Origin of the sequence: Intrasporangium flavum (assembly GCF_001956915.1) — a bacterium.
Lineage (GTDB): Bacteria > Actinomycetota > Actinomycetes > Actinomycetales > Dermatophilaceae > Monashia > Monashia flava.
The window spans coordinates 41,615-67,597 of sequence record NZ_MLJO01000018.1 but is presented as its reverse complement, the minus strand read 5'-3'; the positions used below and the strand labels follow the sequence as shown (position 1 = coordinate 67,597).

Below are 25,983 nucleotides of genomic sequence, written 5' to 3'. Positions count from 1 at the left end.
GGGTGCGGGCGCGGGGCCCGTGGCCGTCGGCGCCTCGGGTGCGGGTGCGGGCGCCGGGGACGCCGGCGGCGGGCCGGTCGAGATCAGCGGAGTCGCCTGTGGCGCACGGACGCCCGGCGGCGGGGTGTGCACCGGGGGCAGCAGGCTCGGGGCCGGCGGCGGGGTGTGGCGACCCGAGAACGTCGGGGTGTCGACGGGGGCCTCGGAGCTCGTCGGAGCCGCGGCCGGAGCCGGGGAGGACGTCGCCCACGGCACGGCCGAGATGAGGCCGCCGGAGGTGCCCGCCACGGGCTGGGCGGGTGCGGCCGGAGCCTCCGGGACGGGGTTGGTGACCGGGGCGGGTGACGCGTCGGCCACGGGTGCCGCCGCAGCGGCCGGGCCGGGCGTGCCTGTGCCGCCGTCGTTCTCGTCATGGTGCTGGTCGTGGTGGTCGTCGTGGTGCTCGTCGCCCTGGTCGACCTTCGTCAGCTCGGCGAGGACGCGACGGTGCTCGTCGACGGCGGTCGTGTGGCCGAAGAGGTAGTCGTAGCTCGGCGCCGCGGGAGCCGGGTCGTCCTCGCCCGACGCGTCGGGCTCGGTGGCGAGGGCCGGTGCCGTGGGTGCGGGGGTGGCGTTGGCCGCAGCGGGCTTGGGCTCCTCAGGCGCCTCGGGTCGTGAGGCCCACGTGGACTCGAAGTCGCGGCCGGCGTCGGCCGCGGGCAGGTCGGCGGCGACGGGACCTGCCGGAGCGACGGGCGGGCCGGGCTCCTCGCGGACCGTCGGGGGCGTCGAGACCGGGACCTCGAACGTGGGCCCGGGGGCCGGCGGGGCCGCGGCTGCCGCTGCAGCAGGGGCCGACGACGGCTGTGCGCCAACGGGATCCGCAGACGGTGCGGCGGGTTCCGGCGTCGCGGGTGAGGCCACCGCTGGGGTCGTGGGTGCGGCGTCGTCGACGGCGTGAACGCCCTGGCCGCGGACGGGTGCGGGCGGGTGGGCCGAGGCCCAGGACCGCAACGCGGGGATTGCGGGTAGCGAGTCGGCTTCCGCGCCAAGGGAACCCGACTCGCCATCTGGGACAGGTGCTTCGGCTGGGCTCGACACCTGCTGCGCCACAGGCGAACCCGACGCCGCGGTCTGGGGCGCGGGCGACGTGGGCGGTGCAGCCTGCGGTGCGCCGCCGGTCACGGAGTCAACCGTGGTGGGCGCCTCAGGCTCGTCGCGGCGGGCCCAGCTGCGGCCCCACGACGACGTCGTCCGACCCGGCTCGGCTGCCGCGGCGGGCGCGCCGAAGGTCGGCACCGCGGCAGGAGGCGCGGCGTCGGGACCGGGGGCGGCATCCCGGCCGTCGCGCTCGTCGGCGGGAGCCGGCGCCGGGGCCGACGAGGCAGCCGTGGGCCCGGACTCCCCCGCCGTCTCGTCCTCGTCGCTTCCGGCGCTGGCCGGCGCCTCCTGGGCGGGTGCGGCCGGGGACGCAGCGGCCGGGCGGGTGGCCGCCGGGGCCGCCGGGGACGCGGCGGCGACCGGTCCGGCCGAGGTCAGGGTCTGCGGCGGCGCCGGCTGCTCGCGCTCGGACTCGTCGAGCACCCGCAGCACGATGCGCTCCGGCGCGTCGGTGAGGTCGAGGTCGGCCCAGACGCGCGCGCTCGCCGCGCGCACGTCGTGCTCGGAGCCGTCGGCGAGCGTCACGACCGCGGCGACCGGGCCGAACGCCACGATCCGCGTCGTGTCGCCGGTGTGCACGCCGACGAAGTGCTTCGCACGCCGCATGCCGCCGGCCGTCAGCACCTCGAGCACGTCGTCGAGGTCACCGCCGTCGGCGGCGTCGCTCGCGTGGAGCGTCTGCTCGTCCTCCTCGTGGAGGCCGATGAGCAGGTGCATGCCAGGGCCCCCGATGTGCGTCCAGCCCTCGGGGGCCCAGTCCACGACGACGGTCGGGCCACTCACGTCTACGACCTGCTCTCCCCTGATGAGCCGTTCACGGTCTCGCGCGGGGTGGTGTCCTCGTCGACGTCGTCGTCGGACTCCTGCCCCTGCAACGCGACGACGATAGCAGTGACGTTGTCGTGTCCCCCGGCTTCGACGGCAGCCGCCACGAGGGCCTCGGCCGCGGCCTCTGCGTCGGGGTGCTTGAGCAGGATCGCCTCGATGCGCTCCTGCGACAGCTCGTTGCTCAGGCCGTCGGAGCAGATGACGAAGACCTCGCCCGGGTAGGGCGGGAAGACCCACGTGTCGACGACGCCCATCGGGTCGCGGCCGAGCGAGCGCGTGACGATGTTGCGGGCCGGGTGGCGGTGCGCCTCCTCCGGCGTGATGAGGCCGCGCTCGACGAGCTCCCACACCTCGGAGTGGTCGACGGTCACCTGGTTGAGCGCGCCGTCGAGGAGCCGGTAGACCCGGGAGTCGCCGATGTTGAAGACGGCCCAGTGCCGCTGACCCCCGACCGACACGACGGCGAGGCCGGCGACGGTGGTGCCCATGCCGGTCTGCTCGGGGTGCCGGGCCGCGGACTCGAGGATGCGCCGGTTGGCCTCGGCCACCTGGGCGACGATGTCGCGGACCTGCAGCACCGGCCGGCTCGACAGCTCGACGACCGACTCGGCGGCGATGCGGCTCGCGACCTCGCCGGCGGCGTGGCCGCCCATGCCGTCGGCGACGACGAAGACCGTGCCCTCGGCGCGGGCGCTGTCCTCGTTGTGCTTGCGGACGCGTCCGACGTCGGTGCTCAGCCCGACGGTGATGGTGGGCAGCACGGCGGTCACTCCCCGGCCTTCCCGGCGCCGGCTCCGACCGGCGCGTCGGCGTCGCCCTGCCACGGCGTGACGCGGACGGAGGTGAGGACCCCACGGATCAGCTCGTAGTCGGTCTCGGCCGACGCGCCGCCGACGGCTCCGGTCAGCTGGACGAGGAACGCGGGGCGGGCGGCGTCGGCGCCGGAGGCCACGACGTGGAAGAGGTTGGCCTGCAGCACGGTGTCGACGTCGGCGTCGGGCCACGTGGCGTCGCACCCGACGAAGGCGGCGCCGGCGAGGTCGGCGGCGTAGGGCTCGGACACCGCGCCCCCGCGCGAGCTCGCCATGGCCGCGACCTGCTCGAGCGACTCCTCGACCCGGAACCCCGGTCCGCACTGCTCGATGCTGACGACGACGTTGGGCGCGAAGGCTCCCTCACGCGGCAGCCGCGCGGCCATCGTCGTGCCGGGTGCGTGGACCGGCTCCCACCCCGCGGGAACCTCGAGGGCCACGGCCGGCAGGCCCGGGAAGTCGGCGCTCGGGTACGCGAGGGTGGTCATGCGCGGTTCCTTTCGGTCGTTCCCGCAGGGGACGGGGACGGCGCGGTCAGTCAATCAAACACCGCGAAGGGTGTCAGATCGGTCGTCGGCGGCCCCCGAACCGGGGGCGGGCCGACGGCACGGGACCGACGCGCGGTCGGACCGGACCGGAGCGGCCCCGGCAGGAGCGGCTCCGGACCGCCCCAGCCTAGGGCGGGAGCGGAGCACCCGCGATGGGGAGAACTCCCCGCCGGTCAGGCCTCGCCGCGAGCCGCCCACCACGCGAGGAGCTTCTCGCGGGCGGCATCCTTGCCGATCGGGCCGTCGTCGAGGCGCACCGACAGCAGGTAGTCGTAGGCCTCGCCGAGCACCGGGCCGGGCCGGATCCCCAGCGCCTCGGCGATCTCGTTGCCGTTGAGCTCGGGGCGCACCCGGCCCAGCTCCTCCTCGGCGGCGAGGCGGTCGATGCGCACCTCGAGGTCGTCGTAGGCCCGGGAGAGCCGCTGCGCCTTGCGGACGTTGCGGGTGGTGCAGTCCGAGCGGGTCAGCCGGTGCAGGCGCTGCAGCAGCGGCCCCGCGTCGGTGGCGTAGCGGCGCACCGCGGAGTCGGTCCACTGCCCGTCGCCGTAGCCGTGGAAGCGCAGGTGCAGCTCGACGAGGCGGGAGACCTGCTTGGTCGTGTCCTTGTCGTAGCGCATCGCCTTCATCCGCTTGCTCGTCAGCTTGGCGCCGACGACCTCGTGGTGGTGGAAGGAGACGCCGCCGCCCTTCTCGAACCGACGCGTCGGCGGCTTGCCGATGTCGTGGAAGAGGGCCGCGAGGCGCAGCACGAGGTCCGGGCCGGGCACGGACTCCGGCGGGCCGTCGGCCGGGCCCTCGAGCGCGATGGCCTGCTCGAGGACCGTGAGCGTGTGCTCGTAGACGTCCTTGTGGCGGTGGTGCTCGTCGACCTCGAGCCGCAGCGCCGGCAGCTCCGGGAGGAACACCGCGGCCAGGCCGGTGTCGACGAGCAGAGTCAGGCCGAGGCGCGGATCGGGCGAGAGGACGAGCTTGGAGAACTCGTCGCGGACGCGCTCGGCCGAGATCATCGTCAGCGTCTCCGCGCGCTCCTGCATCGCCGCGCGCACCTCGGGCGCGACCTCGAAGCCGAGCTGGGCGGCGAACCGCGCGGCCCGCATCATCCGCAGCGGGTCGTCGGCGAACGACTCCTCCGGCGCGGCCGGCGTCATGAGCCGGCGGGCCACGAGGTCGGGCAGGCCGCCGTGCACGTCGACGAACTCGAGGCTCGGCAGCCGGACCGCCATGGCGTTGACGGTGAAGTCGCGGCGCACGAGGTCGCCCTCCAGGGCGTCGCCGAACATCACCTCGGGCTTGCGGCTCGTGCGGTCGTAGGTGTCGGCGCGGTAGGTCGTGATCTCGATGGTGTGGCTGCCCTTGCGGACGCCGATGGTGCCGAAGTCGCGACCGATGTCCCAGTGGGCGTCGGCCCAGCCGCGGACGACGCCGAGGATGGCGTCGGGACGCGCGTCGGTCGTCAGGTCGAGGTCGGGCGAGACGCGCCCGAGGAAGGCGTCGCGCACCGGCCCACCGACGAGCGCCAGCTCGTGACCCGCAGCCACGAACCGCTCGCCGAGCTCGGTGAGCATCGGCAGGACCGGGGCGAGGCGCGCGACGGCTGCCTCGACCAGGGCCGGGCCGGCGTCGGCGGCCGGCCGGGCGGGGGTGGGGTCAGGTCGTTCGAGCACCGGACCAGCCTAGGTGAGCGCCGACCATGGGCTCGTCGGCCGCGTCGGTCCCGACGACGAGGAACCCCGGCCCCGACCCCGTTATGGTGACGATGTGAGCGCGCAGCCGATCCCGAGCCAGGTCCCTGGCCGTCGACTGCCCGCGGTCGAGGAGCGTTCTGCCGGAGGCATCGTCGTCGACGTGCGCGACGGCCAGGCCATCATCGCAATCATCGCCCGACGCAACCGGGCCGGACGCGTCGAGTGGTGCCTGCCCAAGGGCCACGTCGAGCCCGGCGAGACCCTCGTCGAGACCGCGATGCGCGAGGTCGCCGAGGAGACCGGCATCATCGGTCGCGTGCTCGTCGAGCTCGGCACCATCGACTACTGGTTCGCCACGTCGACCAAACGCGTCCACAAGTTCGTGCACCACTACCTCCTCGAGGCCCTCGGCGGTGAGCTGTCCATCGAGAACGACCCCGACCACGAGGCCATCGACGTCGCGTGGATGAGGCTCGACGAGGTCCACCGCCGGCTGACGTTCCCCAACGAGCGCCGCATCGCGCAGGCGGCGTGGAACCGGCTGGCGGGCACCGCGTGACCCGCTGGGGGTCGCGACGTCCGGGCACGAACGGACGCCGCGGGGCCCGGCTCGTGCGCACGATGGCGGCGGCGCTCGGTGTCGCGGCGACGCTCGGCTCCACCCTCGTCCCGCTCGGCCCGCTCAGCCCCGCCTCGGCCGCTGCCCACCGCGCAGCGTCCACGCCCGCGGCGCCGGCGTCCGCCGGCACCACCGACCCGACGCTCGGTGAGCCCGGGTCCTCCGACGCGACGCCCAGGGTCACCCCGTCGCGCGACCGCGCGGTCGTGGTCCTCGACACGCTGAGCCCGAGCGTCGTGCGCGCCGGCACCGACGTCACGATCACCGGCACGGTCACCGCGCCGCTGACCGGGCCCCTCACCGGGCCGACGGTGCGCGTCGTGCGCGGCGACGTCACCGTCAACCAGCGCACCGCCCTCGACGAGTGGGCCTCCGGCCGCACGCCCGCCGACGGCCCGACGGTCGCGACGCGCACGCTGCCCGACGTCGCGTCGGGCAGCACCCGCAGCTTCAGCATCACGCTGCCCTCGGAGAAGCTCTACGACAAGGCGGCCTTCGCCGCCCTCCCGATCGCCGTCGAGGTGGTCCAGGACGGCGCCACCGAGCCCGCCGGCGCCACCCGCACGTTCCTGGCCTGGAACAACCGCAAGGAGTACGTGCCGCTGCGGCTCGCGACCGTGCTGCCCCTGACGCTCGACCCCGACACCACCCTGTTCTCGCGGGACGACGCCGTGCGGCTGGCCTCCTGGCAGCGCACGATCGGCCCGGGCTCGCGCGTCGACCGCATCGTGTCGGGCAGCACCGGACGACCCGTGACCCTCGCCGTGGACCCGTCGGTCTTCGGTCCCGACGCCTCCCCGGCGGGGACGCCGTCGGGCACGCCGACCGGCACCCCGTCGAGCACCCCGTCGAGCACCCCGGCGGGCACGACCGCCTCGACCGGCACCGCGACGACCCCCAGCAGCACGGGCAGTGGCACCGGCACTGGCACGGGCAGTGGCACGGGCGGTGGCACGGGGAGGGCGTCGCCGACCAGCGGCTCGACAGGCTCGACAGGCTCGACGGGTCAGCCGACCGACCAGCCGACCGACGGCGGCGGCCAGCCCGCGGCCCCCTCGGCCGCGACCCGCGACATCGCCCGCCTCGGTGACGCCCTCGCCGCCGACCTCGCCGGACGCGGCCTGTGGGCGCTGCCCTACGCGGACGCCGACCTCGCGGCCGCCGTCGGGATCGACCCGTCCAACACCGTCATCCGCGACCTCGTCAGCCGCAGCGCCGCCGTCGCCGCCCGCGTCCACCAGCCGGTCCGCGGCGACGTCGTCTGGCCCGTCGACGGGCTCCTGCCGCCGGGTCGCGAGGCCGGCATCCGCACCCTGCTGGCCGGCACCACGGTCAAGAAGGCGGCGGGCATCGTCGTCAACCGCAACGCCGTCACGGGCGACTCCCCGTACACGCCGAGCGCCGCGCGCGTCGCCACCGGCGGCACGCGCCTGCTCACCTACGACCCGCGACTGTCCGCCCTGCTGCCCAAGCGCACCGACGCGAGCCCGGTGCTGCCCACGCAGCGCTTCCTCGCCGAGTCCCTCGTGCTGCTCGGCGAGCGCCCCGGCATCGCCCGGTCGGTCCTCGTCACGGCGCCGCGCACCTACGACCCCGACCCCGACGGCCTGTCCGCCTTCCTCAGCGCCGTCTCCGACGCGCCGTGGCTCGACGGCGTCGACGCGTCGGCCCTGCTCACCGACACGAGCGGCGACAAGGCGACGGCGCAGGAGAAGCCCGCGGGCGCCGTCGTCCCGGCGGCGCCGCGCCAGGTGCTCAACGCCCGGCGCCTCGACTACATGGCCGCCCAGCGCGAGACCCTCCTGTCGGTCGCGGCCGTGCTCGCCGACGGCGCCGAGTTCGAGCGGGTCTACCGCGAGGTGCTCGACGAGCTCGCAAGCACCCGGTGGCGCTACAACCCACGTGGCTGGGTCGTGCTGTCGGCGTCGGTGACGGCCGACGTCCGGGCCGCCACGCAGGCGCTCAAGGTCGTCCAGCCCCGCAGCACCGTCAACCTCCTCGCCGAGAACGGCACGCTGCGCATCACCATCGAGAACGGCCTCGACTACGAGGTCACCGACCTGCGGCTGCGCCTCGCCCCGACCAACCCGCGGGTCCAGGTCGTCAGCGACCCGGGGCCCATCACCATCGGCCCCTCGTCACGGACCAACGTCCAGGTCGAGGTCGCGGCCGTCGCCGCCGGCAAGGCCGAGATCCGGGCCTGGCTCACGACCGCCGACGGCACCGTCATCGGCACGCCGGCCCAGATCGCGGTCTCGGCCAACCCCATCGACGGCGCGATCTACTGGGTCGGTGGCATCCTCGTGGGCCTGGTGCTGCTCGCCGGCATCGCCCGGGCCGTGCTCAAGGGCACCTCGCGCGTCGACGAGATCCCCGACATCGAGGCCGTCACGGCGGCGCACGAGGCCGTCGAGGACGGGGATCACGACTGACTCCGCCTAGGATGTGGGCAGGTCGCGCGCCGTCGCGGCCGACGAGCACGCACCAGAACGCGACGACACCAGACAATCCGGACGACGAGGGAGGGTGACGCACGTGCAGGGAGTTGGACCCGGGACGGTCCTCAGCGGACGCTATGCGGTGACGCTGCGCACCTCCGAGGGCGAGCACCACGAACGGTGGCGCGCCAGCGACCACACGCTCGAGCGGGAGGTCGTCGTCGTCGTCTTCCCCAGCGGCTCGCCCGTCGCCGCTCCGGCGCTCGACGCCGCGCGTCGCGCCGCCGGCATCGAGGACCCTCGCCTCGTGCGCGTCCTCGACGTCGGCACCGACCAGGGCGTCGGCTTCATCGTCGAGGAGCCGCTCACCGGCGCGCTCCCCCTCTCGCACCTGCTCCAGATGGGCGGCCTGTCGGCCGACGAGGTGCGCCGGCTCACCGGCGAGGCCGCCACGGCCCTCGACAAGGCGAGCCACCGCGGCCTGCACCACCTCGCGCTGACGCCGAGCTCGGTGCTGCGGATGCCCGACGGCGAGGTCAAGGTCCGCGGGCTGGCCAGCGAGGCCGCCCTCACCGGGGCCGACCGCCTCTCCGACGAGCGCGCGTCCCGCGCCGACGCCGTCGGACTCGTCAAGATCGCCTACGCCGGCCTCACCGGGCGCTGGCCGCTCGTCGCCGTCGACGGCGGCCTCATCCCGGCCGGCGGCCCCGTGGGCCTCGAGACCGCGCCGACCATCGTCGGTGGCGTCGCGGCGCCGTCCGAGATCGCCGTGGGCGTCCCCAACGACCTCGACCTCATCTGCCGCATGACGCTCGGCGGCGGCCACCGCGGGCCCGTCTCGCCCGGCGACCTCGCGCTCCAGATCGCACCGTGGCCCTCGCAGCCGCCGGCCTCCGACGGCGCCTCCGGCATCCGCCTCACGCCGACGAAGGAGGACTTCGAGCCGACGCGGGTGCTGCCCGCGGTCACCGACCTCGGCGCCGGCGCCATGGCCGTCGGTGCGGCGGCCGGTGCCGGCTACGGCGCGTCCACCGCGTCGGGCGCGGGCGAGGACACCGCGGCGTTCAGCCCGTTCGGGGCCGACCCGACCTCTGACCCGTTCGCCGACCCCTACGCCGACCCCTACGCGGGCGACGCCACTGCGGCGTACGCCCCGGCCGGCGACCGCACCGAGGAGATGCCCCACGCCGTGGCCGGGGCCTCAGCCCTCTCGACGAGCCCCGCGAGCGCGCACACCCAGTTCCTCGACCGCCCGGCCGACGCCACGTCCGACGGCAGCCGGGCCACCGGCGAGGACCGCGACGAGTCGGCCACCGCCCGCGCGCAGGCCGGCATCGCCGCCGCCGGTGCAGCAGCCGTCGGCGTCGCGGGGACCATCGGCGACAAGGTCGGCTCGTTCGCCCGGGCCGCTGCCGACAAGGCCGCCGCCAAGGCCGCCGAGCGCCGCAACGGCCACGACGACTTCGAGGGCGAGGACATCCACCTGTCCGACGCGCTCGACGAGGCCCCCACCGGCCGCCTCGAGCCGCCCGTCCCGGTCTTCGGTCGCGACACCCCCGAGCGGCCGAGCGGCGCCCAGTCGCGCATCGCCCTCGCCGTCGTCGGCGTCCTCGTGCTCATCGGCCTCTTCGTCGGCATCAGCAACGTCGCCAAGATCGGCCAGCACGACGGCCCGAGCGGCTCCGCGGGCACCGTCACGGTCACCCAGACCCGCAAGCCGTCGCAGAGCCAGGGCGGCTCCACGACCCAGGCCCCGCCGAGCACCACCAACCAGGCGCCGCCGGCCACGGCCGTCGCGATCACGAGCGGCAAGGGCTACGACGAGCAGGACGGCACGGAGTCCGACCGCCTCGCCAAGGACGCCTTCGACGGCGACCCGAGCACGGGGTGGCAGTCGCGCTGGTACGGCACCGACGACTACAACGGCAACAAGGACGGCCTCGGCCTCATCCTGACCCTCAACCAGCCCACGCAGGTCAAGGAGGTCACCCTCGTGCTGCCGGCCGCGCAGGACGTCACGGTCTACGCGACCACGGGCGACTCCCGCACCGGCGCCCAGGAGGTCGGCTCGCAGTCCGGCGCCCAGGGCACGGTGACGATCAAGGCGTCCGGCGACCTCCAGCCGGCCACCAAGCTCATCGTCTTCATCACCAAGGCCGCCCCTGCCGAGGCGCCCAAGCACTTCCGCGCCCAGATCAACGAAGTGACGGTGCGCTGAGGTGGACGGGGGCCCCGGCGCCCCGTTCGCCGAGCTGAGCGACCGCGACCTGCTGCGGCTGCACGTCGAGGGCGACGACCACGCCTTCGGCGAGCTGTTCCGCCGTCACAAGGACCGGATGTGGGCCGTCGCCCTGCGCACCGTCCGCGACCCCGAGCTCGCGGCCGACTGCGTCCAGGACGGGTTCATCGCCGCGTTCCGGCGGGCCGACTCCTTCCGGGGCGAGGCCGCCGTCACGACGTGGCTGCACCGCATCGTCGTCAACGCCTGCCTCGACCGGCTCCGGCGCCGCAAGCCCACGAGCGAGCTGCCCGAGTACGAGCTCGCCGACCGCCACGACGACCACGCCTCGACCGAGGTCCGCCTCGACATCCGCGAGGCGCTCGAGCGGCTCCCCGAGGGCCAGCGGGCGGCGCTCGTGCTCGTCGACATGCACGCGGTGCCCGTCGCCGAGGCCGCCGAGATCCTCGGCGTCGCCGAGGGCACCATCAAGTCACGGTGCGCCCGCGGCCGGGCGGCGCTGGCCCAGCACCTCGGGCTGACGCCGGGCCGCCGGCCCACCGCCGACGCCTGAGCCCCCACCCCGCACGCCACCGTGTTCGCGGACGGGCCCGATCCGCTCCCGGCGCACGATGGTTGAATCCGGGTGGAACCGGAGGACGGCGTCGGGGCGTCGAAACCCCGGCGTACGGCTACCCACGCCCGGTCCCTGCCGGGTACGGACCCCGTGCACCAGCACGCACCGCACGGCCCCTGCACGCACCTGACGAAGGACCCACCCCGTGGACGAGTCCAGGCATTCCCCTGAGCCGCACCTCGACCCCGACGCACCGACCGCGCTCCCGTCCGCCGAGGAGCAGGAGCTGCACGACGAGCACGAAGAGCACGTTCGCGCCCTCCTCGCGGACCCCGGGCCCGACCCGGGCCCGATGCCGGACGCCGTCGCCGACCGCATCGCCGCCGCGCTGGCGCAGGAGGGCCGCCTCCGCGTCGACCGTGGCCCGCTCGCCGACGCGTCGGCGCCCGCCGGTCCGCACGACGAGCACGCCGCCGTCCTCGAGCTGCGCCGTCCGGAGCGCCGGCGCCGCCCGTACTACCTCGCCGCGGCGGTGGCCGCTGCCGCCCTCGTCGTCGCGGCGGGCGCGTCAGCGCTGCACCTGACGAAGCGCCCGAACAGCACGGCCGTCATCGGCGGCGGGTTCACCTCCTCGACGCCCGCGGCGTCCTCCCCCTCGGCCGCACCCGGCGCCTCCGGCGTCCACATCCAGCTCGGCAGCACCGCCTACGCGGCGGCCACGCTGGGCACACAGGCCCGCGACCTGCTCGACCACCCGGGCACGGCGCTGCGCCCGGGTGCCGCCGAGGCACCGGCCATCGGGCCCATCGGCACCGAGGTCGGCCTCGCGAGCTGCCTCGACGGACTCGGCGTCGGATCCCCGGCGCCGAGCGCCGTGTCGGCCGACCTCGCGACGTTCGAGGGGCGTCCGGCTGCGGTCGTCGTCGTCACCCGCGACGGCGCGAGCAGCGTCTGGGTCGTCGAGCGGTCGTGCTCGGCGCAGGCGCCGGGCGTGCTGCACCCCGAGACCCCCGTGCCCTGACGCGTCGGCGCGCTGGCGGGCGCGGGAACAAGGACCGCCTAGGATCGGTTGAGGCCCATGAGGCCCGCAGCACCGACCCGGTGCGCGGGACGCGTGGGCACACGCCGGGGGTCAAACGCCCCGCCCGTGTCAGCGAGAGTGTCATCGAGCTTCACCGAGGAGCAGTCCCAGTGTCCGACATGTCCGACGTGCGCAACGTCATCATCATCGGCTCCGGCCCGGCCGGCTACACCGCAGCGGTCTACGCCGCGCGGGCGAACCTGGCCCCCCTCGTCTTCGAGGGCGCCGTCACGGCCGGTGGTGCGCTCATGAACACCACCGACGTCGAGAACTTCCCCGGCTTCCGCGACGGCATCATGGGCCCCGACCTCATGGACAACATGCGCGCGCAGGCCGAGCGGTTCGGCGCCGAGCTCGTCACCGACGACGTCACCGCCGTCGACCTGACCGGCGACGTCAAGACCGTCACCGACGGCGAGGGCAACACCCACCGCGCCAGGGCCGTGATCCTCTCGATGGGCTCGGCCTACCGCGAGCTCGGCCTACCCCGCGAGAAGGAGCTGTCCGGCCACGGCGTCTCCTGGTGCGCCACCTGCGACGGCTTCTTCTTCCGCGACCAGGACATCGCCGTCGTCGGCGGCGGCGACTCCGCCATCGAGGAGGCCACCTTCCTGACGAAGTTCGCCCGGACCGTCACGATCATCCACCGTCGCGACGAGCTGCGGGCGAGCAAGATCATGGCCGAGCGCGCCTTCGCCAACGACAAGATCCGCTTCGCGTGGAACTCCGAGGTCGCCGAGATCCACGGCGAGGGCAAGCTGTCCGGGGTCACGCTGCGGGACACCGTCACCGGCGACACCCGCGAGCTCGCCGTCACCGGCCTGTTCGTCGCCATCGGCCACGACCCCCGCAACGAGCTCGTCAAGGGCGTCGTCGACACCGACGACGCCGGCTACGTCCTCGTCCAGGGTCGCTCCACGCGCACCAACCTGCCCGGCGTCTTCGCCTCCGGCGACCTCGTCGACCACACCTACCGCCAGGCCATCACCGCGGCCGGCTCCGGCTGTGCGGCCGCCCTCGACGCCGAGCACTACCTCGCCGCGCTCGAGGACACCTCCGGGCCCGCCGAGGCCGCCGCCGAGGCCGCCGCCATCGACGACACCGACTCCGGCGCCATCCCCGACCCGCGCGCCGCCGTCGGCGCCGACGCCTGAACCACAGCGCACCACCCACCTCGCCACCCCGCACCCGAGAAGGAATCTCCATGGCACTGAAGAACACGACCGACGCCACCTTCGCCGACGACGTCCTCATGAGCGAGAAGCCCGTGCTCGTCGACTTCTGGGCGACGTGGTGCGGTCCGTGCCGCAAGGTGGCCCCGATCCTCGAGGAGATCAACGAGCAGTACGGCGACAAGATCGAGATCGTCAAGCTCGACACCGACGCCAACGTCGACACCGCGGCCCGCTACGGCGTCGTGTCGATCCCGACGCTCAACGTGTACGTCAAGGGCGAGGTCGTCAAGACCATCGTCGGCGCGCACCCGAAGCCGAAGCTGCTGCGCGAGCTCGAGGAGTTCATCGCCTGATCGGGTACGTTGTCGGGGGTGGTCGGCCGTGTGGCCCCACCCCCTTCGCGTACTACGCTGCCCTTGGGTCGAGACACGTGCCCCCGGGACGACCTCACCCCCGCCCGCGATCCGTCCGCCACCCGCGCCCGGGCCTCCTCCACCGGAAGGAGCCGTCATGACCCCTCTCCCCTCGGTCGTGCTCCGACGCGGTGACTCCGGTCCCGCCGTCGCCGCCGTCTGCGAGCGGCTCGTCGTCACCGGCGACCTGCCGGGCGGCGCGGGCCACGTCGACCGCTTCGGCGACCCGATCTTCGACGAGCGCGTCGAGAAGGCGGTCAAGTCCTTCCAGCAGCGGCGCGGCCTGCTCGTCGACGGCGTCGTCGGGCCCTCCACGTTCGCGGCGCTCGACGGCGCACGCTGGGGCCTGGGCGACCGCGTCCTGCGCTACCTGCCCGAGCACTTCCTCGAGGGCGACGACGTCGTGGTGCTGCAGGCACGGCTCGCCGAGCTCGGGTTCACCGCGGGCAAGGTCGACGGCCTCCACGGCCCCGACACCGACGCCGCCGTGCGCGCCTTCCAGGCCGCGGTCGGGCTCGTGCCCGACGGTGTCGTCGGGCCCGAGACGATGCGCGCCTTCGCCGGCCTGCGCCGCTCGGTCGTCGGGGGCTCCGCCAACGCCCTGCGCGAGCGCGAGCACATCCGGCGCAGCGGGTTCTCCCTGAGCGGGCGCACCATCGTGCTCGACCCGGGCCACGGCGGTCGCGACGCCGGCGCCACGGGGCACCGGGGCCTCGTCGAGGCCCAGGTCGCCCTCGACCTCGCCCGACGCATCGAGGGTCGGCTCTCGGCGCACGGCGTCAGCGTCGTCTTCACCCGCACCGCGGCCACCGACGCCGGCACCGACGACGAGCGCGCCGCCTTCGCCAACTCCTGCGACGCCGACCTCGTGCTGTCGCTGCACGCCGACCACAGCTCCACCGGCTCGGCCCACGGCGTCGCCACCTTCTTCTACGGCCACGGCGACGGTGCCGGCTGGTCGACCACGGGTGAGCACTTCGCCGACCTGCTGCTGCGCGAGATCGTCGCGCGCACGGGCCTCACCGACTGCCGCACCCACGCGCGCACGTGGTCGCTGCTGCGCCGCACCCGGATGCCCGCCGTACGCCTCGACTTCGGCTACCTCAACAACGAGGGCGACGCCACGGCCCTGTCCGACGCGCGCACGCTCGATGCGATCGCCGAGGCCGTCGTCGTCGCGCTGCAGCGCATGTACTTCGGCGAGGCCGACACCACGCGCACCGGCGTGCTGCGCCTCGACGACCTGCGCCGCCACCTCGAGGCGATGCGACACCAGCAGGTCGGGTCGGAGGCCGTGCCGCCCCGCACCGGCACCTGACCGCACGTCAGGCGTGGCTCGAGCCATTCGGGTGCGTCTCGGGCACCGGGCGCACGCCTGGCACCTTTGCCAGGGCACGGCGCACGGCCTCGGCCGCCTCGTCGCGGATCGTCACGAGGGTGCGCAGGTCGATGCGCAGCCGGGGGTAGGTCGGGTGGTCCCGCTCGACGTGGAAGCCGGCGTCCTCGAGCAGGTGCGCCTCGAGCACGCAGGCGTGGCGGTGCACGGCGAGCGGTCGGGCCGCGACGACGTCGAGCGCGCGGACCCGGTGGTTGAGGGCCTCCTTGGCGGCCGCCTGGACGAGCACCTTGCGCAGCGCCTTGCCACCCCTGCCTGCGCCGTCGACGGCTCCCGCCGGGTCGCCCGTGACGGCGGTGACGAGCATGAGCGTCGCCGGGTCCGACGGCGAGGTCGGGAAGGCGGCGAGCCGGGGGACGTGCCGGGCCGGGGCGACCACCACGTGCCCGACCGCGCGGCCGTCGACGTAGGCGACGCGTCCGGGGGGCCCCCAGTCGGCGGTGACCTGCTCGACCCAGGCGGCGAGCAGCTCGAGCGGGTCGGTCGGTCGGCCGTGCCCGTTGTGCGGGACGGTCTGCCAGAACGTGCACGGCGCGCACGAGCCGACGAGGTCCCCGACGCGCTCGGGCGTGAGCGGCAGCAGCTCACGCGTCCTCGGTCCGGGCATGGCCCCATTCTGACCCGATGCCGATGCGTCGTGCCCGCCGGACGCGCTGCGGTGCGGTGCCGCGTCGTCCCAGGGGCGCCTCGGCCACCTAGGGTGAGAGCCATGAGCGAACCCGGCACGTACGTCGAGAAGAGCTTCAAGCGCGACACCAACTACATCACCACGCGCATCACCCGCGACGGCCGTGACGGCTGGCCGGTCGAGGCCGGCCGCTACCGGCTCGTCGTGTCGCGCGCCTGTCCCTGGGCCAACCGCGCCATCATCGTGCGCCGCCTCCTCGGGCTCGAGGACGCCCTGTCGATGGGCATCTGCGGGCCCACCCACGACAGCCGCAGCTGGACCTTCGACCTCGACCCCGGTGGCCTGGACCCGGTCCTGAAGATCCCGCGCATCCAGGACGCCTACCTGCGGCGCGATCCCGAGTACCCGCGCGGCATCACGGTGCCCGCGATCGTCGACGTGCCCACCGGTCAGGTGGTCACCAACGACTTCAAGCAGATCACCGTCGACCTCGAGACGCAGTGGCGCGAGCACCACCGCGACGGCGCACCCGACCTCTACCCCGACGCTCTCGCCGACGAGATCGAGGCTGTGAGCGAGCCGATCTACCGGTACGTCAACAACGGCGTCTACCGGTGCGGCTTCGCCGGCACCCAGGAGGCCTACGACAAGGCCTACCACCGGCTCTGGCGGCACCTCGACGCGCTCGAGGAGCGGCTCGCCACGCGCCGCTACCTCGTCGGCGACCACGTCACCGAGGCCGACGTGCGCCTCTTCACCACGCTCGTGCGCTTCGACCCGGTCTACCACGGGCACTTCAAGTGCAACCGGAACAAGCTCTCCGAGATGCCGGTGCTCTGGGCCTACGCCCGGGACCTCTTCCAGACGCCGGGGTTCGGAGACACGATCGACTTCGCGCACATCAAGCGGCACTACTACGTCGTGCACCGCGACGTGAACCCCACCGGCATCGTGCCGCTCGGTCCCGCGCTCGAGGGCTGGGCCGCTCCGCACGGCCGTGAGGCGCTCGGGGGCACGCCGTTCGGTGACGGCACTCCACCGGGTCCGGTGCGGGAGCCGGTCAGGCCGGAGCACAACCCGGTGCTGGCGCTCCTCTGAACCGCCCCGTGGGTTCCTCTGTCTGGCAGAGGAACCCAGGGGGGTCGCGCCGGATGCTGCTCAGCCCCTGAAGAACTCGGCGAGGGCCGGTGCCAGTGTCGAGGCGGGCACCTGGTGGAACTCGCCCGGCAGTTCGACAGCCGTCCCGTTCGGCAGCGCGTCGGCGACCACCTGGGCGGAGTCGTGGAGCCACGGCATCTGTGTCCCGCTGCTGCACACGGCGAGGAACGGGATCATCACTCGCGCAAAGGTTTCGGCCGGGATGTCCTGCTCGTCGCCGCCAAGGCACAGGCCGTCGTACTTGACCGTGTACGTCATCGACAGCATCGGCTCCCACATCGGGGTCCCCTTGAGCCCGTCGACCATCTCCTCGGGCATCCCGACGGCCTCGCGGTTGAAGAACCGCAGGATCCCCTCGCGGTCGCCCTCGGCCTCGAAGGCCTCGAGGCGCTCGATGTAGCGCTCGGGCGGCGGCGGCCACGCCGCGGTGCGGTAGGGCACCTCGAGGGCGGAGGCCTTCGTCAGCGGTGCGCCGCCGGCGGCGGCCTCGATGACGAGCGCACCACCGGAGGAGATCCCGAAAGCGTATGCGGCTGAACCGGATTCGCCGGCCGCCTCGATGACGGCGGTGAGGTCCTCGACCTCACGCGCCACCGCGTAGGGCTTGGTGTCGCCGCTGTCCCCGCGGCCGCGTCGGTCGTAGGTGACGCCGGTGAAGCCGAGCTCACCGAGCGTCTGGGCGACGTCCCGGAAGGCGCCTCGGTCGCAGAACGCACCGCCGACGACAGCGACGACGGGTCCGCTGCCGTACGCCTCGTAGGCGATCTGCGTGCCGTCGGCGGACTGCGCGTGCTGGACGGTGGTGGTGGTCGGGGTGGTGCTCATCGTCGGTCTCCTGTCGAAAGTCGTTGTCGGGTGGTCGTTCTCGCGTTCTGGATGGCGTTCAGGCTGGTCCGTGGCGCTGCGCGATCCCGTCGAGACGCAGCTGTGTCGAGTCGTCGCGGTGCGCGCCGGTGCTGCCGACGTGCTTGTCGCTGATCGTCGCCCCGTTCTTGACCACGTGGAACAGGGCCATGGCGTGGCCCCGGCCCAGCCCGTAGTCCTCAGCGAGCCACTCGACGACAGCCGCGGCCTTCGCGTCGGGGCCGTACCCCTTCGCGGTCGCCTCGTCGAGCAGCTCCTGCGGGGTGAGGCCGGTCTTCTTCTCGATCGCGTCGAGGTAGGCCTGGAAGGACATGTCGGGTGCTCCTTGGTCTGGGTGTCCGGTGCGGGGCCCGGGTCGGTCCCGGCGGCCTCTCACCCTCATGTCGAACGCCATCGGACCGTCTCGACATTTCGATAATCGAAATGGTCAGCGCTTGGTCGAGAAGACCGTCCGGCGGTCCTCCTCGGGCACGGTGGCCATGAACTCGACGACGGCGTCAGCCAGGCTCGGCCACGTGGGGTGCTGCTCGACCGGTGCCACCGTCGCGACGACGTGGTCGGCGTGCACCTCGACGAGGTTCCACGACTGCGGGCCGTCGACCCCCATGAGCAGCTCGCGCGGCGCCCCGACGTCGTCGACGTAGGAGACCCCACCCGCGACGAACACGGGCACGCGCCCGAGCGTGCCGAAGCTCGTGACGTGGAGGTGCCCGCTGAGGATCGCCCGCACGTCGGTGCCCTCGAGGGTCGCGCGCAGCCGGTCGGGGTCGTCGAAGTCGAGCAGCTGCATCACGGGCGACCGGTAGGTGATGGGCGGATGGTGCATGACGAGCACCGTCCCGTGCTCCGCCGGCGTCGCGAGCACGTCGGCCAGCCAGGCGTACTGCTCGTCGGAGAAGCCACCGTGGTGGAAGCCCGGCAGGGCCGAGTCGATCGCGACGATGCGCAGGCCGCGCACGACGGTCACGGTGTCCTGGGGCTCGTCGGTGTCGCGCCCGAACCAGCCCCGGGCCAGGGGTCGCCGCTCGTCGTGGTTGCCGCCCGTGACGACGACTGCCGCGCCGAGCCGCTCGGCCACCGGCTCGACGAGCTCGCGCAGCCTGGCGTACGCCTCGGGCTGGGCGCTGTCGGTCAGGTCACCGGACAGGACGATCGCATCGAACCGCTCACCCGATGCCTCGACCTTCTCCAGCGCCTTGCGCAGCTGGGTGACGGTGTCGATGTGTCCCTGCAGCAGGCCCTCGCCGGCGATGAGGTGCATGTCGGACAGGTGGGCGATGACGTGCGACGGTGCCGGTCGGCTCCCTGTGAAGACCATGGCGCCAATCTACGGTGGGGCGGGTCGTTGTGATCGAGGTCGAGGCGTTGGATGCTGGGTCGCGTGGCACCCGTCGCCCCTGGGCTCTTCCGCGTCGACTTCACCGGTGAGGTGATCTTCTGGCGCGGGCCGTCCCCGTACCACTTCGTCGCCGTCCCCGAGCCCGCGCTCGAGGAGGTGGCGTCGTGGTCGTTCGCGAGCTACGGCTGGGGCTGCCTACCCGTCCACGGCCGGCTCGGCCGCACCGACTTCCGGACGTCCCTGTTCCCCAAGGACGGCGGCTTCGTCGTCCCCATCAAGGCCCACGTGCGTCGGGCGGAGGACGTCGACCTCGGTGACGTCGTGCGGCTCCGCGTCGACCTCGTCACCGAGGGAATCGCCGACTGAACCATCGCCCGAATGATCGACTGAGGAGCCCACCCGTGCCGCTGCCCCGAGCCATCACGACGGTGAACCGCGACGTCCTCAACAAGGCGATGGTGCACCTGGCCGGGCACGGCTGGTTCGTCGAGGTGGAGCACGTCGGGCGCCGCTCGGGGCGCGTCTTCCGGGTCCCGATGATGGCCTTCGACGGCGGTGACCACGTCACGGTGGCGCTCACGTACGGCCGTGGGGTCGACTGGCTGGCCAACCTCCGCGCCGCGCACGGGGGCCGCATGCACCTGCGCCAGGAGCTGTTGACCCTCGGCACCCCCGCCTTCCTCGACGAGGCGGAGGGCTTGCGACGCATGCCGCAGCCGCCGCGTGCGATGCTGCCGGTCCTCGGGTGCCACGACTTCGTCGAGATCCCCGTGCTGGCGCGAGCCCCGTTCCGCGGGTGGTGAGCCCGTGGATCTCGCCGGTAGGGGCAGTGACGCCGAGGTGGCTCAGTGGCGCAGCTGACAGGTGGGACACCAGTAGAGCGTCCGTCCGGCGACGGCGCGGTCCTGCACGGTGGCCGCGCACCGTGGGCAGTCGAGTCCGGTGCGCTTGTAGACGAGGAACCGGCGCTCGAAGTGGTCGCCGAGCCGCTCCCCCGTCAGCGACTCCGTGACGGACCTGGCGCGTCCGCTGCGCCGCAGCCGCCGCGCCGCCTCCACCTGGTCGGGCATGGTGAGGATCTGCGAGAACGTGGCGCCGAGCGGCATGAGCAGCACCAGGTCGTCCCACAGCGCCGTCCATGCGTCGGTCGACAGGTCGCGCCCGGGGGTCAGCGGGTCGATGGCCTGGCGGTGCAGCACCTCGCAGCGATAGACGTTGCCGACGCCGGCGACCACCGACTGGTCCATGAGCAGCTCGCCGATCCCCTTGCGGCTGTTCGCGATTCGCTGCAGAGCCCGATCCGGGTGCTGCCGCCGTCGCAGCGGGTCCGGGCCCAGGGTCCTGACGATCTCGCGTTCCCGTGCGGCGTCGACGAGCGTGCACGTCATCGGCCCGCGCAAGTCGGCGTAGTGGGCGTCGGTCTCGAGGCGCAGACGCACGGTCGGCAGCGGGGCCGGCACGTGGCCGCCCGGGGCGGGGCGCACCGGGAAGCTGCCGATGAGCCCGAGGTGCACGTGGAGCGTCGCCGGGCCGATGTCGACGAACAGGTGTTTGCCGTGGGCTCGGGCGCCGTGCAGCTCCTGCCTGTCGAGTCGGGCCGCGTCGGCCGCGAACCGTCCCTGCGGGCTCGAGGCCGCCACCACCCGTCCGGAGAAGGCCCGTTCGAGCCGGGCCGCCAGGGCGTGGATCGTGTGGCCCTCGGGCACCGCTTCCCTCCGTACGTCGGTCGGTCCGTCGGCGGCTCCGCGGCCCCTGGACAGCGGGTCGCCGCCCGCCCGCGGCTACCGTATCGTTGCCCGAGGGGGAACAGCAGTCGCCGGCAGCTTCCGACAAGGAGAGTAGATGGCGACTGACTCGGTGCGTACCCGTCGGCTGCGCGGCGACGCCGACCAGCAGCCCGATGCCGACCGTCCCGATGTCGGACCGGGCGCGGACGCGGCGGAACGGCCGCCGTTGTGGGTGCCGGTCCTGGCGGTCGCCCTCGGTGTGCTGGCCAGCGGCTACGTCGCGCAGGTTGTCACGCCGTTCATCCGCCGCGACGACTGGCCCTACCTGCTGCCGGACCATGCCCCCGGCGGGTCCGACGTGTTGCACAAGAACCTCACCGAGGGTCGGTGGCTCAACTACGTCTGGTGGCTCGTCGTGGGACAGCACGAGGCGCCCGTCGTGGCGTCGGTGCTCTACGCCGTGGCCTACGCCTGCTTCGTCGTGGGGTTCGCCCGGCTCTTCGACGTCCGCGGGCGACTCGCCGCCGGCCTGCTGACCCTCGCGGTCTTCGCCTCGCCGCTGTGGGAGCGGCTCGTGTACTGGCCGGGCACCCTCACCCCGTCGGTCATCGTGGCGGCACTGTCGGTGTGGACGCTCCCGCGCGCCTCCACGAGCCGCGTCCGCCTCGGCACGTGGGTGGCCATCACGACGATCCTCTGCGTGCTGACCTATCCGCCGATCGCACCGGTGCTGCTCATCGCGGCGTTGGTCCACCTCCGGACCCGCTCGTGGCGCACGACCATCGCCGTCTGCGTCGTCTGGCTGGTCGCGTACGGGGTCGGCATCCTCATCATCTACACGCTGAACTGGATCGCCTTCAGCCACTTCGGGATCCGTATCGCCGCCTGGCGCCACCCGAACACGGCCCACAGCCTGCACGCCCTCCGCGTCAACGCACACCGATACCTGTCCGACCTCCAGTCGCTGGCCAAGGCCCTGGGGTGGGCCACGCTCGCGGTCGGCGTCGTCCCCGGTGCCGTGGCGCTGATCGACCGGCGGACGCGCGGGCCGTGGCTGCGCATCCTCGCCGGCTTCGTCGTCGCCGTCGGTCTCGGGGGCGTCCAGACCCTTGCCACCGGGGTCACGACCAACCCGCGCGGCCTGCTGTGGGGATGGCTGCTGGCCGTGGTGCCCGCAGCCCTGCTCCTCTCGAGCGCCACGTGGACCCGGTGGGTCGGCACGGTGGCCCTCGTGGCCCTGTCGGTCGTGGGCCTGCTCCAGTGGCGCGCCGACGTCGCCGCCCACCAGCAGACGCGCCGGGAGTACGCCGCGATCGTCGACGCCGCCGTCGCCGCCCAGCAGCGCACGGGAATCCGCGACGTCGTGCTCTACCAGGATCCCGCCCAGCGCAAGACCGCCGTCGGCGGCATCACCGCCGGCACGATCCAGATGATGCTCTACGAGTACGGCGGCATCGTCACGCACTGGTGCGCCACGGCCCAGTGCGCCGAACTCAAGGCTGCGTCCGGGTCCGGGCCGGTGCTGCCGATCAACGGCGCGATCGGCGTCATCGTGCCGAGACCGGCGTCGTGGCTCTGATCGCCGCGGGTTCGCGAGGGCTCAGCGGCCCTGGCCGTCGACGCCCATCAGGCCCATGATGCGGCGCAGGTCCTCGATCGAGGCGAACTCGACGGTGATCTTGCCCTTGCGCTGACCGAGGGCGATCGCGACCCGCGTCTCGAGGTGGTCGGCGAGCCCCGAGGTGTACTCCTCGAGCTGCGGGTGGCGCGAACCGGCACGCGGGCGACGCGGCTTGGGGGCCTGCCCGCCCTCGCCGAGCGCGACGAGCTCCTCCACCGTGCGCACCGACAGGCCCTCGGCGACGATGCGCTGGGCCATCCGCTCCATGGAGGCACCGTCGGGCAGGCCGAGCAGCGCTCGTGCGTGCCCGGCGCTCAGCACGCCCGCCGCGACGCGCCGCTGGACGAGCGGGGGCAGCTTGAGCAGGCGCAGCGTGTTGGAGATCTGCGGCCGGGACCGGCCGATGCGCGTCGCGAGCTCCTCGTGCGAGCACCCGAAGTCGTCGAGCAGCTGCTGGTAGGCGGCCGCCTCCTCGAGCGGGTTGAGCTGGCTGCGGTGCAAGTTCTCCAGGAGCGCGTCGCGCAGGAGGTCGTCGTCGCTCGTGTCCTTGATGATGGCCGGGATCGTGGCCTGCTCCGCCTGCTGCGACGCCCGCCACCGCCGCTCACCCATGATGAGCTCGAAGCGCTTGCCGTCGGCCTCGCCGAGCTGGTCGTCCGGGATGCGCCGCACGACGATGGGCTGCAGCACGCCGATCTCACGGATCGAGTGCACGAGCTCGCCCATGTGGTCCTCGTCGAAGACCGTGCGCGGCTGGCGCGGGTTGGGCCGGATCGAGTCGATGTCGAGCTCGGCGAACTCGGCGCCCGGCACGACCGCGAGCTCGGGACCGTCCGTCGGGGCCTGCTGCGACTGGGGGGCGCCAGCGTCCGCGCCCGTCGAGCCGGTGGCGTCGGCGCCGGCAGCAGCCTCCGGCGACTCCTCGGTCGCGACGGCGACTCCGCCGCCGACCTCGTCCCGCTTCTGGTCGGGGAAGAAGACGTCGACCGGCCGGCCTGCTCCCCCGCTCGGTGCGCTCGGAATGAGTGCTCCGAGACCCCGACCCAGTGCGCGACGCTTCTCCGCCATTCAACATCCTCTGACCATGTCGGCCGCGACCCTCGCGTCCGGCGCTCAGTCTAGGTGGTTGTCGTGGCCGATCCGCGCACGCCGCACGAGCTGCCGCTATGGGCGTTTCACGTGAAACGAAATGCGACAGGCGGTCGAAACGACGCACAGCAGTCTTCCGGGTCGCGTTTCACGTGAAACACGCACCCATCAGACCTTGCCGATCGGAGAAGCGGCCGTCTTGTCTCCGTGTTTCACGTGAAACCGGCCGCTGCCCATCGTCTCGTCGTGCCCTGACAGATCCCAGCGCCGACCAACCGGGAGTCAGGACTGTGGGTGGGGCGCCGGTCCACGCCACGCGCGTCATCCGGCCCCGCGACGGATGGGCGTGCTCGGAGCGGAACGCGGCAAGGGCGCCTGTCGCCGTTCAGGGCCGCCGGCGGCCGCGCTTCGGTAGAGCGGGCGCGGATGACGACGCCTTCGTCGCCGGCAAGGTTCGCTGCCATTGGACCCGGGACACCTTGTACCTGCCACCCTCGACCCGCCCACCCTTCCACGCTTTGTGTCCGTTCCTTGGCGCGCGGCGCCCCGGGTGCCCTTCTGCGACAGTCGAGCCCGACGACGTCGCCGCTCGCAACGACCATGACGGCACGAATCCATGGAGGGTCTTTCCCGCCGAGGCTGGTGTGATCCGACCGCGGCCCAGGACCCGGTGGGCCCGTCGGGACCGCTGGTCCCAGCCGCACCTCCCCCGCCTGGCGCCCGGACGCGATCCGGCCCGAGCAGGCTCCCGAACACCGCACCCCGCCCCGTCGGCACAGCTCCCCGGTCGCAACAGCGTCGACAGCCACATCGGCCTCCTCGCGGTCTGTGCCCCACTGACCAGTCAGGAGTTGAGTGGCGCCATGCCCTCGGCCGCCGGCCCCGCCGCGGGTCGGGCGTTCGGTTTCACGTGAAACGGGAGCACCGGTGGAGAGCGCCGCCGACGCCGTTCAGCGCGTTTCACGTGAAACGGCGCCGCCCCGGTCGGGAGCGGCGCCGTTCTCAGCGCGTCGGAGGGACGGGTCAGGCAGCCCCGGCGGCACCGCGGTCGGCCATCTCACCGGCGGCCTCGAGGTAGGCGAGGGCGCCGCTGCTCGTCGAGTCGTACGTCATGACCGTCTCACCGAAGCTCGGGGCCTCGGAGATGCGTACCGACCGCGGCACCGTGGTGCGCAGCACCTGCTCGGGGAAGTGCTCGCGCACCTCTTCGGCGACCTGGGCCGACAGGCGGGTGCGGCCGTCGTACATCGTCAGCAGGATCGTGGAGACGTGCAGCGGCGGATTGAGGTGGGCCCGCACCAGCTCGATGTTCTTCAGCAGCTGCGACAGGCCCTCGAGCGCGTAGTACTCGCACTGGATCGGGATGAAGACCTCGCTCGCCGCCACCATGGCGTTGACGGTGAGCAGTCCGAGGCTCGGCGGGCAGTCGATGAGGATGTAGTCGTAGCTGTGCCCGGCCTCCGACGCCGCGGCGATCGCCTTCTGCAGGCGCGTCTCACGGGCCACCAGCGACACGAGCTCGATCTCGGCACCGGCGAGGTCGATCGTCGCCGGCGCGCAGAAGAGGCTCTCGACCGTGGTGCACGGCTGGACCACGTCGAGCAGCGGCGTGCCGTCGACGAGGACGTCGTAGATCGAGGGCACCTCGGCGTGGTGGTCGATGCCGAGGGCCGTGCTGGCATTGCCCTGCGGGTCGAGGTCGATGACGAGAACCTTCAGCCCCGACTGCGCCAGGGCCGCCGCGACGTTCACCGTGGTCGTCGTCTTGCCGACGCCACCCTTCTGGTTCGCGACGGTGAGGACGCGGGGGGCGGCCGGCTTCGGGAAGGGGCGGCCGGTCAGCTGGATCCGGCGGCGGGCGTTGTCGGCGAGCTCGCGCGCCAGGGGCGTGTCGTCGTCGACCGTCGGCAGGGCGGCGACGAGGGCCTCCCGGTCGGCGTGCCCGTCCGCGTACGCGCGTCGCCGCGCCTCTTCGTCCACAACGTTGTCCCCAGCCGCCGGAACCCCTGGTTCCTGCGTGGAGAGCGTGTTATCGGGCGCGTCATCCACCGCGTTGTCCACAGGTCGTTCTTCCTCGTCGTCAGTCTCGTCGTCAGTCAGATCATCCGGCCCGGAGGCCTCGGTGCGGTCGTCGTCGACCGGCTCCCGGCTCGCGTTGTCCCGGCCGTCGGGCTCTTCCTCGACAGGGGCGGGCTCGGAGGAGAGCACCTCCGGACCAGCGTCGCTCCCCCGCGCCCCACCCGGGTCCCCTCGACCGTGGTCGCCGTCGGCGTCCGCATCGGCGAGGGCCTCGACCGCATCGGGTTCGGCACGGTCCACGTCGGTGCGTCCTGGCGTATCGATCTCCGCGTCTCCGTCCCCGGCGACGAGCGTCGCATCGACGACGGCCGCTTCGGGCGCTTCACCACCGCCGACGCCCAGACCGCTGCCACCCGTGTCTCCCGAACCGGGCCCCTGCCCCGTTTCACGTGAAACACCACCGAGCATGCGGGCCAGCCAGCCCAGACGACGGTGCTCCGGCGACGGTTCGGGTTCGCTGGGCCACCCCAGGTTCGTCGACATCGTCACGGGGAGTACACCTCCGGGGATCGCGGGCGAGGGTGGCGGTGGCGCGGAACGGGCGACCC

23 protein-coding genes are annotated in these 25,983 nt (G+C 73.6%); 12 read left to right on the top strand and 11 right to left on the bottom strand.

Going from position 1 to position 25,983, the window contains the following annotated elements:
* From BIV28_RS14585 to BIV28_RS14570, 4 genes are all read right to left on the bottom strand, one after another.
* Nucleotides 1-1,923, bottom strand: a 1,923-nt coding sequence (locus BIV28_RS14585) for a hypothetical protein (protein WP_207556002.1), incomplete at its 3' end; no start/stop codon positions are given.
* Nucleotides 1,924-1,925: 2 nt separating this feature from the next.
* A complete protein-coding gene (locus tag BIV28_RS14580) occupies nt 1,926-2,738 on the bottom strand; it encodes a PP2C family protein-serine/threonine phosphatase (RefSeq protein ID WP_076263008.1) in 813 nt (270 codons plus the stop codon).
* Nucleotides 2,735-3,268 (bottom strand): hypothetical protein, encoded by a 534-nt coding sequence (locus BIV28_RS14575; RefSeq protein WP_076263006.1) that lies wholly within the window; start codon nt 3,266-3,268, stop codon nt 2,735-2,737. Before BIV28_RS14575 ends, BIV28_RS14580 begins: the two co-directional genes overlap by 4 nt.
* 233 nt (nt 3,269-3,501) lie before the next feature.
* Entirely contained in the window at nt 3,502-4,992 is a 1,491-nt protein-coding gene (locus BIV28_RS14570) for a CCA tRNA nucleotidyltransferase (protein ID WP_076263005.1), read from the bottom strand.
* A 94-nt stretch (nt 4,993-5,086) separates the two neighbouring features.
* Here BIV28_RS14570 and BIV28_RS14565 point away from each other — a divergent pair, with 94 nt between their 5' ends.
* From BIV28_RS14565 to BIV28_RS14530, 8 genes are all read left to right on the top strand, one after another.
* Complete coding sequence (locus tag BIV28_RS14565) at nt 5,087-5,572, top strand: NUDIX hydrolase (protein WP_076263003.1); 486 nt, start codon at nt 5,087-5,089, stop codon at nt 5,570-5,572.
* A complete protein-coding gene (locus BIV28_RS14560) occupies nt 5,569-8,064 on the top strand; it encodes a DUF6049 family protein (protein WP_242653049.1) in 2,496 nt (831 codons plus the stop codon). The genes BIV28_RS14565 and BIV28_RS14560 overlap by 4 nt, the downstream gene beginning before the upstream one ends.
* Before the next feature lie 148 nt (nt 8,065-8,212).
* Complete coding sequence (locus BIV28_RS14555) at nt 8,213-10,288, top strand: protein kinase family protein (protein WP_076263001.1); 2,076 nt, start codon at nt 8,213-8,215, stop codon at nt 10,286-10,288.
* Between the two features lies 1 nt (nt 10,289).
* Nucleotides 10,290-10,862 carry an RNA polymerase sigma factor SigM gene (gene sigM, locus BIV28_RS14550; protein WP_076262999.1) on the top strand — a complete coding sequence of 191 codons (573 nt, stop codon included), beginning with the start codon at nt 10,290-10,292 and terminating at the stop codon, nt 10,860-10,862.
* A gap of 208 nt (nt 10,863-11,070) precedes the next feature.
* On the top strand, nt 11,071-11,886 hold the full coding sequence (locus BIV28_RS14545; protein WP_076262997.1) for a hypothetical protein: 816 nt from the start codon (nt 11,071-11,073) through the stop codon (nt 11,884-11,886).
* Nucleotides 11,887-12,065: 179 nt separating this feature from the next.
* Nucleotides 12,066-13,100, top strand: coding sequence for a thioredoxin-disulfide reductase (trxB, locus tag BIV28_RS14540; RefSeq protein WP_076263020.1), 1,035 nt, complete (start codon nt 12,066-12,068; stop codon nt 13,098-13,100).
* Nucleotides 13,101-13,150: 50 nt separating this feature from the next.
* Nucleotides 13,151-13,474 (top strand): thioredoxin, encoded by a 324-nt coding sequence (trxA, locus tag BIV28_RS14535; RefSeq protein ID WP_207556001.1) that lies wholly within the window; start codon nt 13,151-13,153, stop codon nt 13,472-13,474.
* Nucleotides 13,475-13,631: 157 nt separating this feature from the next.
* Nucleotides 13,632-14,852 carry an N-acetylmuramoyl-L-alanine amidase gene (locus tag BIV28_RS14530; protein ID WP_076262995.1) on the top strand — a complete coding sequence of 407 codons (1,221 nt, stop codon included), beginning with the start codon at nt 13,632-13,634 and terminating at the stop codon, nt 14,850-14,852.
* A gap of 7 nt (nt 14,853-14,859) precedes the next feature.
* On the opposite strand, the gene BIV28_RS14525 is transcribed toward BIV28_RS14530, so the two are convergent.
* Nucleotides 14,860-15,537, bottom strand: a complete 678-nt coding sequence (locus BIV28_RS14525) for a GNAT family N-acetyltransferase (protein ID WP_076262993.1) — start codon at nt 15,535-15,537, stop codon at nt 14,860-14,862.
* A gap of 102 nt (nt 15,538-15,639) precedes the next feature.
* On the opposite strand from BIV28_RS14525, the gene BIV28_RS14520 reads away from it, so the two are divergent.
* Nucleotides 15,640-16,656, top strand: a complete 1,017-nt coding sequence (locus tag BIV28_RS14520) for a glutathione S-transferase family protein (RefSeq protein ID WP_076262991.1) — start codon at nt 15,640-15,642, stop codon at nt 16,654-16,656.
* 60 nt (nt 16,657-16,716) lie between these two features.
* Here BIV28_RS14520 and BIV28_RS14515 read toward each other — a convergent pair whose 3' ends face one another.
* The 3 genes from BIV28_RS14515 to BIV28_RS14505 all read right to left on the bottom strand — a co-directional run bounded on the left by BIV28_RS14515 (nt 16,717) and on the right by BIV28_RS14505 (nt 18,898).
* Nucleotides 16,717-17,541 (bottom strand): alpha/beta fold hydrolase, encoded by an 825-nt coding sequence (locus BIV28_RS14515; protein ID WP_076262990.1) that lies wholly within the window; start codon nt 17,539-17,541, stop codon nt 16,717-16,719.
* A 58-nt stretch (nt 17,542-17,599) separates the two neighbouring features.
* Nucleotides 17,600-17,893 (bottom strand): DUF4287 domain-containing protein, encoded by a 294-nt coding sequence (locus BIV28_RS14510; protein WP_076262988.1) that lies wholly within the window; start codon nt 17,891-17,893, stop codon nt 17,600-17,602.
* A gap of 114 nt (nt 17,894-18,007) precedes the next feature.
* Nucleotides 18,008-18,898, bottom strand: a complete 891-nt coding sequence (locus BIV28_RS14505; protein ID WP_076262987.1) for a metallophosphoesterase family protein — start codon at nt 18,896-18,898, stop codon at nt 18,008-18,010.
* Nucleotides 18,899-18,961: 63 nt separating this feature from the next.
* Between BIV28_RS14505 and BIV28_RS14500 the strand changes: the two genes are divergently transcribed.
* Both BIV28_RS14500 and BIV28_RS14495 read left to right on the top strand, forming a co-directional pair.
* Entirely contained in the window at nt 18,962-19,285 is a 324-nt protein-coding gene (locus BIV28_RS14500; protein ID WP_242653047.1) for a DUF1905 domain-containing protein, read from the top strand.
* 35 nt (nt 19,286-19,320) lie between these two features.
* On the top strand, nt 19,321-19,722 hold the full coding sequence (locus BIV28_RS14495; protein WP_076262984.1) for a PNPOx family protein: 402 nt from the start codon (nt 19,321-19,323) through the stop codon (nt 19,720-19,722).
* Between the two features lie 42 nt (nt 19,723-19,764).
* On the opposite strand, the gene BIV28_RS14490 is transcribed toward BIV28_RS14495, so the two are convergent.
* Nucleotides 19,765-20,625, bottom strand: a complete 861-nt coding sequence (locus BIV28_RS14490; RefSeq protein ID WP_076262982.1) for an Fpg/Nei family DNA glycosylase — start codon at nt 20,623-20,625, stop codon at nt 19,765-19,767.
* 136 nt (nt 20,626-20,761) lie between these two features.
* Here BIV28_RS14490 and BIV28_RS14485 point away from each other — a divergent pair, with 136 nt between their 5' ends.
* Nucleotides 20,762-22,225 carry a DUF2339 domain-containing protein gene (locus BIV28_RS14485; protein ID WP_076262981.1) on the top strand — a complete coding sequence of 488 codons (1,464 nt, stop codon included), beginning with the start codon at nt 20,762-20,764 and terminating at the stop codon, nt 22,223-22,225.
* Nucleotides 22,226-22,246: 21 nt separating this feature from the next.
* Here the strand turns inward: BIV28_RS14485 and BIV28_RS14480 are convergent, their stop codons facing one another.
* The gene (locus BIV28_RS14480; RefSeq protein ID WP_076262979.1) at nt 22,247-23,335 is read right to left on the bottom strand and encodes a ParB/RepB/Spo0J family partition protein; all 1,089 of its coding nucleotides are present in this window, start codon (nt 23,333-23,335) and stop codon (nt 22,247-22,249) included.
* A gap of 1,044 nt (nt 23,336-24,379) precedes the next feature.
* Complete coding sequence (locus BIV28_RS14475) at nt 24,380-25,918, bottom strand: ParA family protein (RefSeq protein WP_423221542.1); 1,539 nt, start codon at nt 25,916-25,918, stop codon at nt 24,380-24,382.
* Nucleotides 25,919-25,983 lie beyond the last annotated feature (65 nt).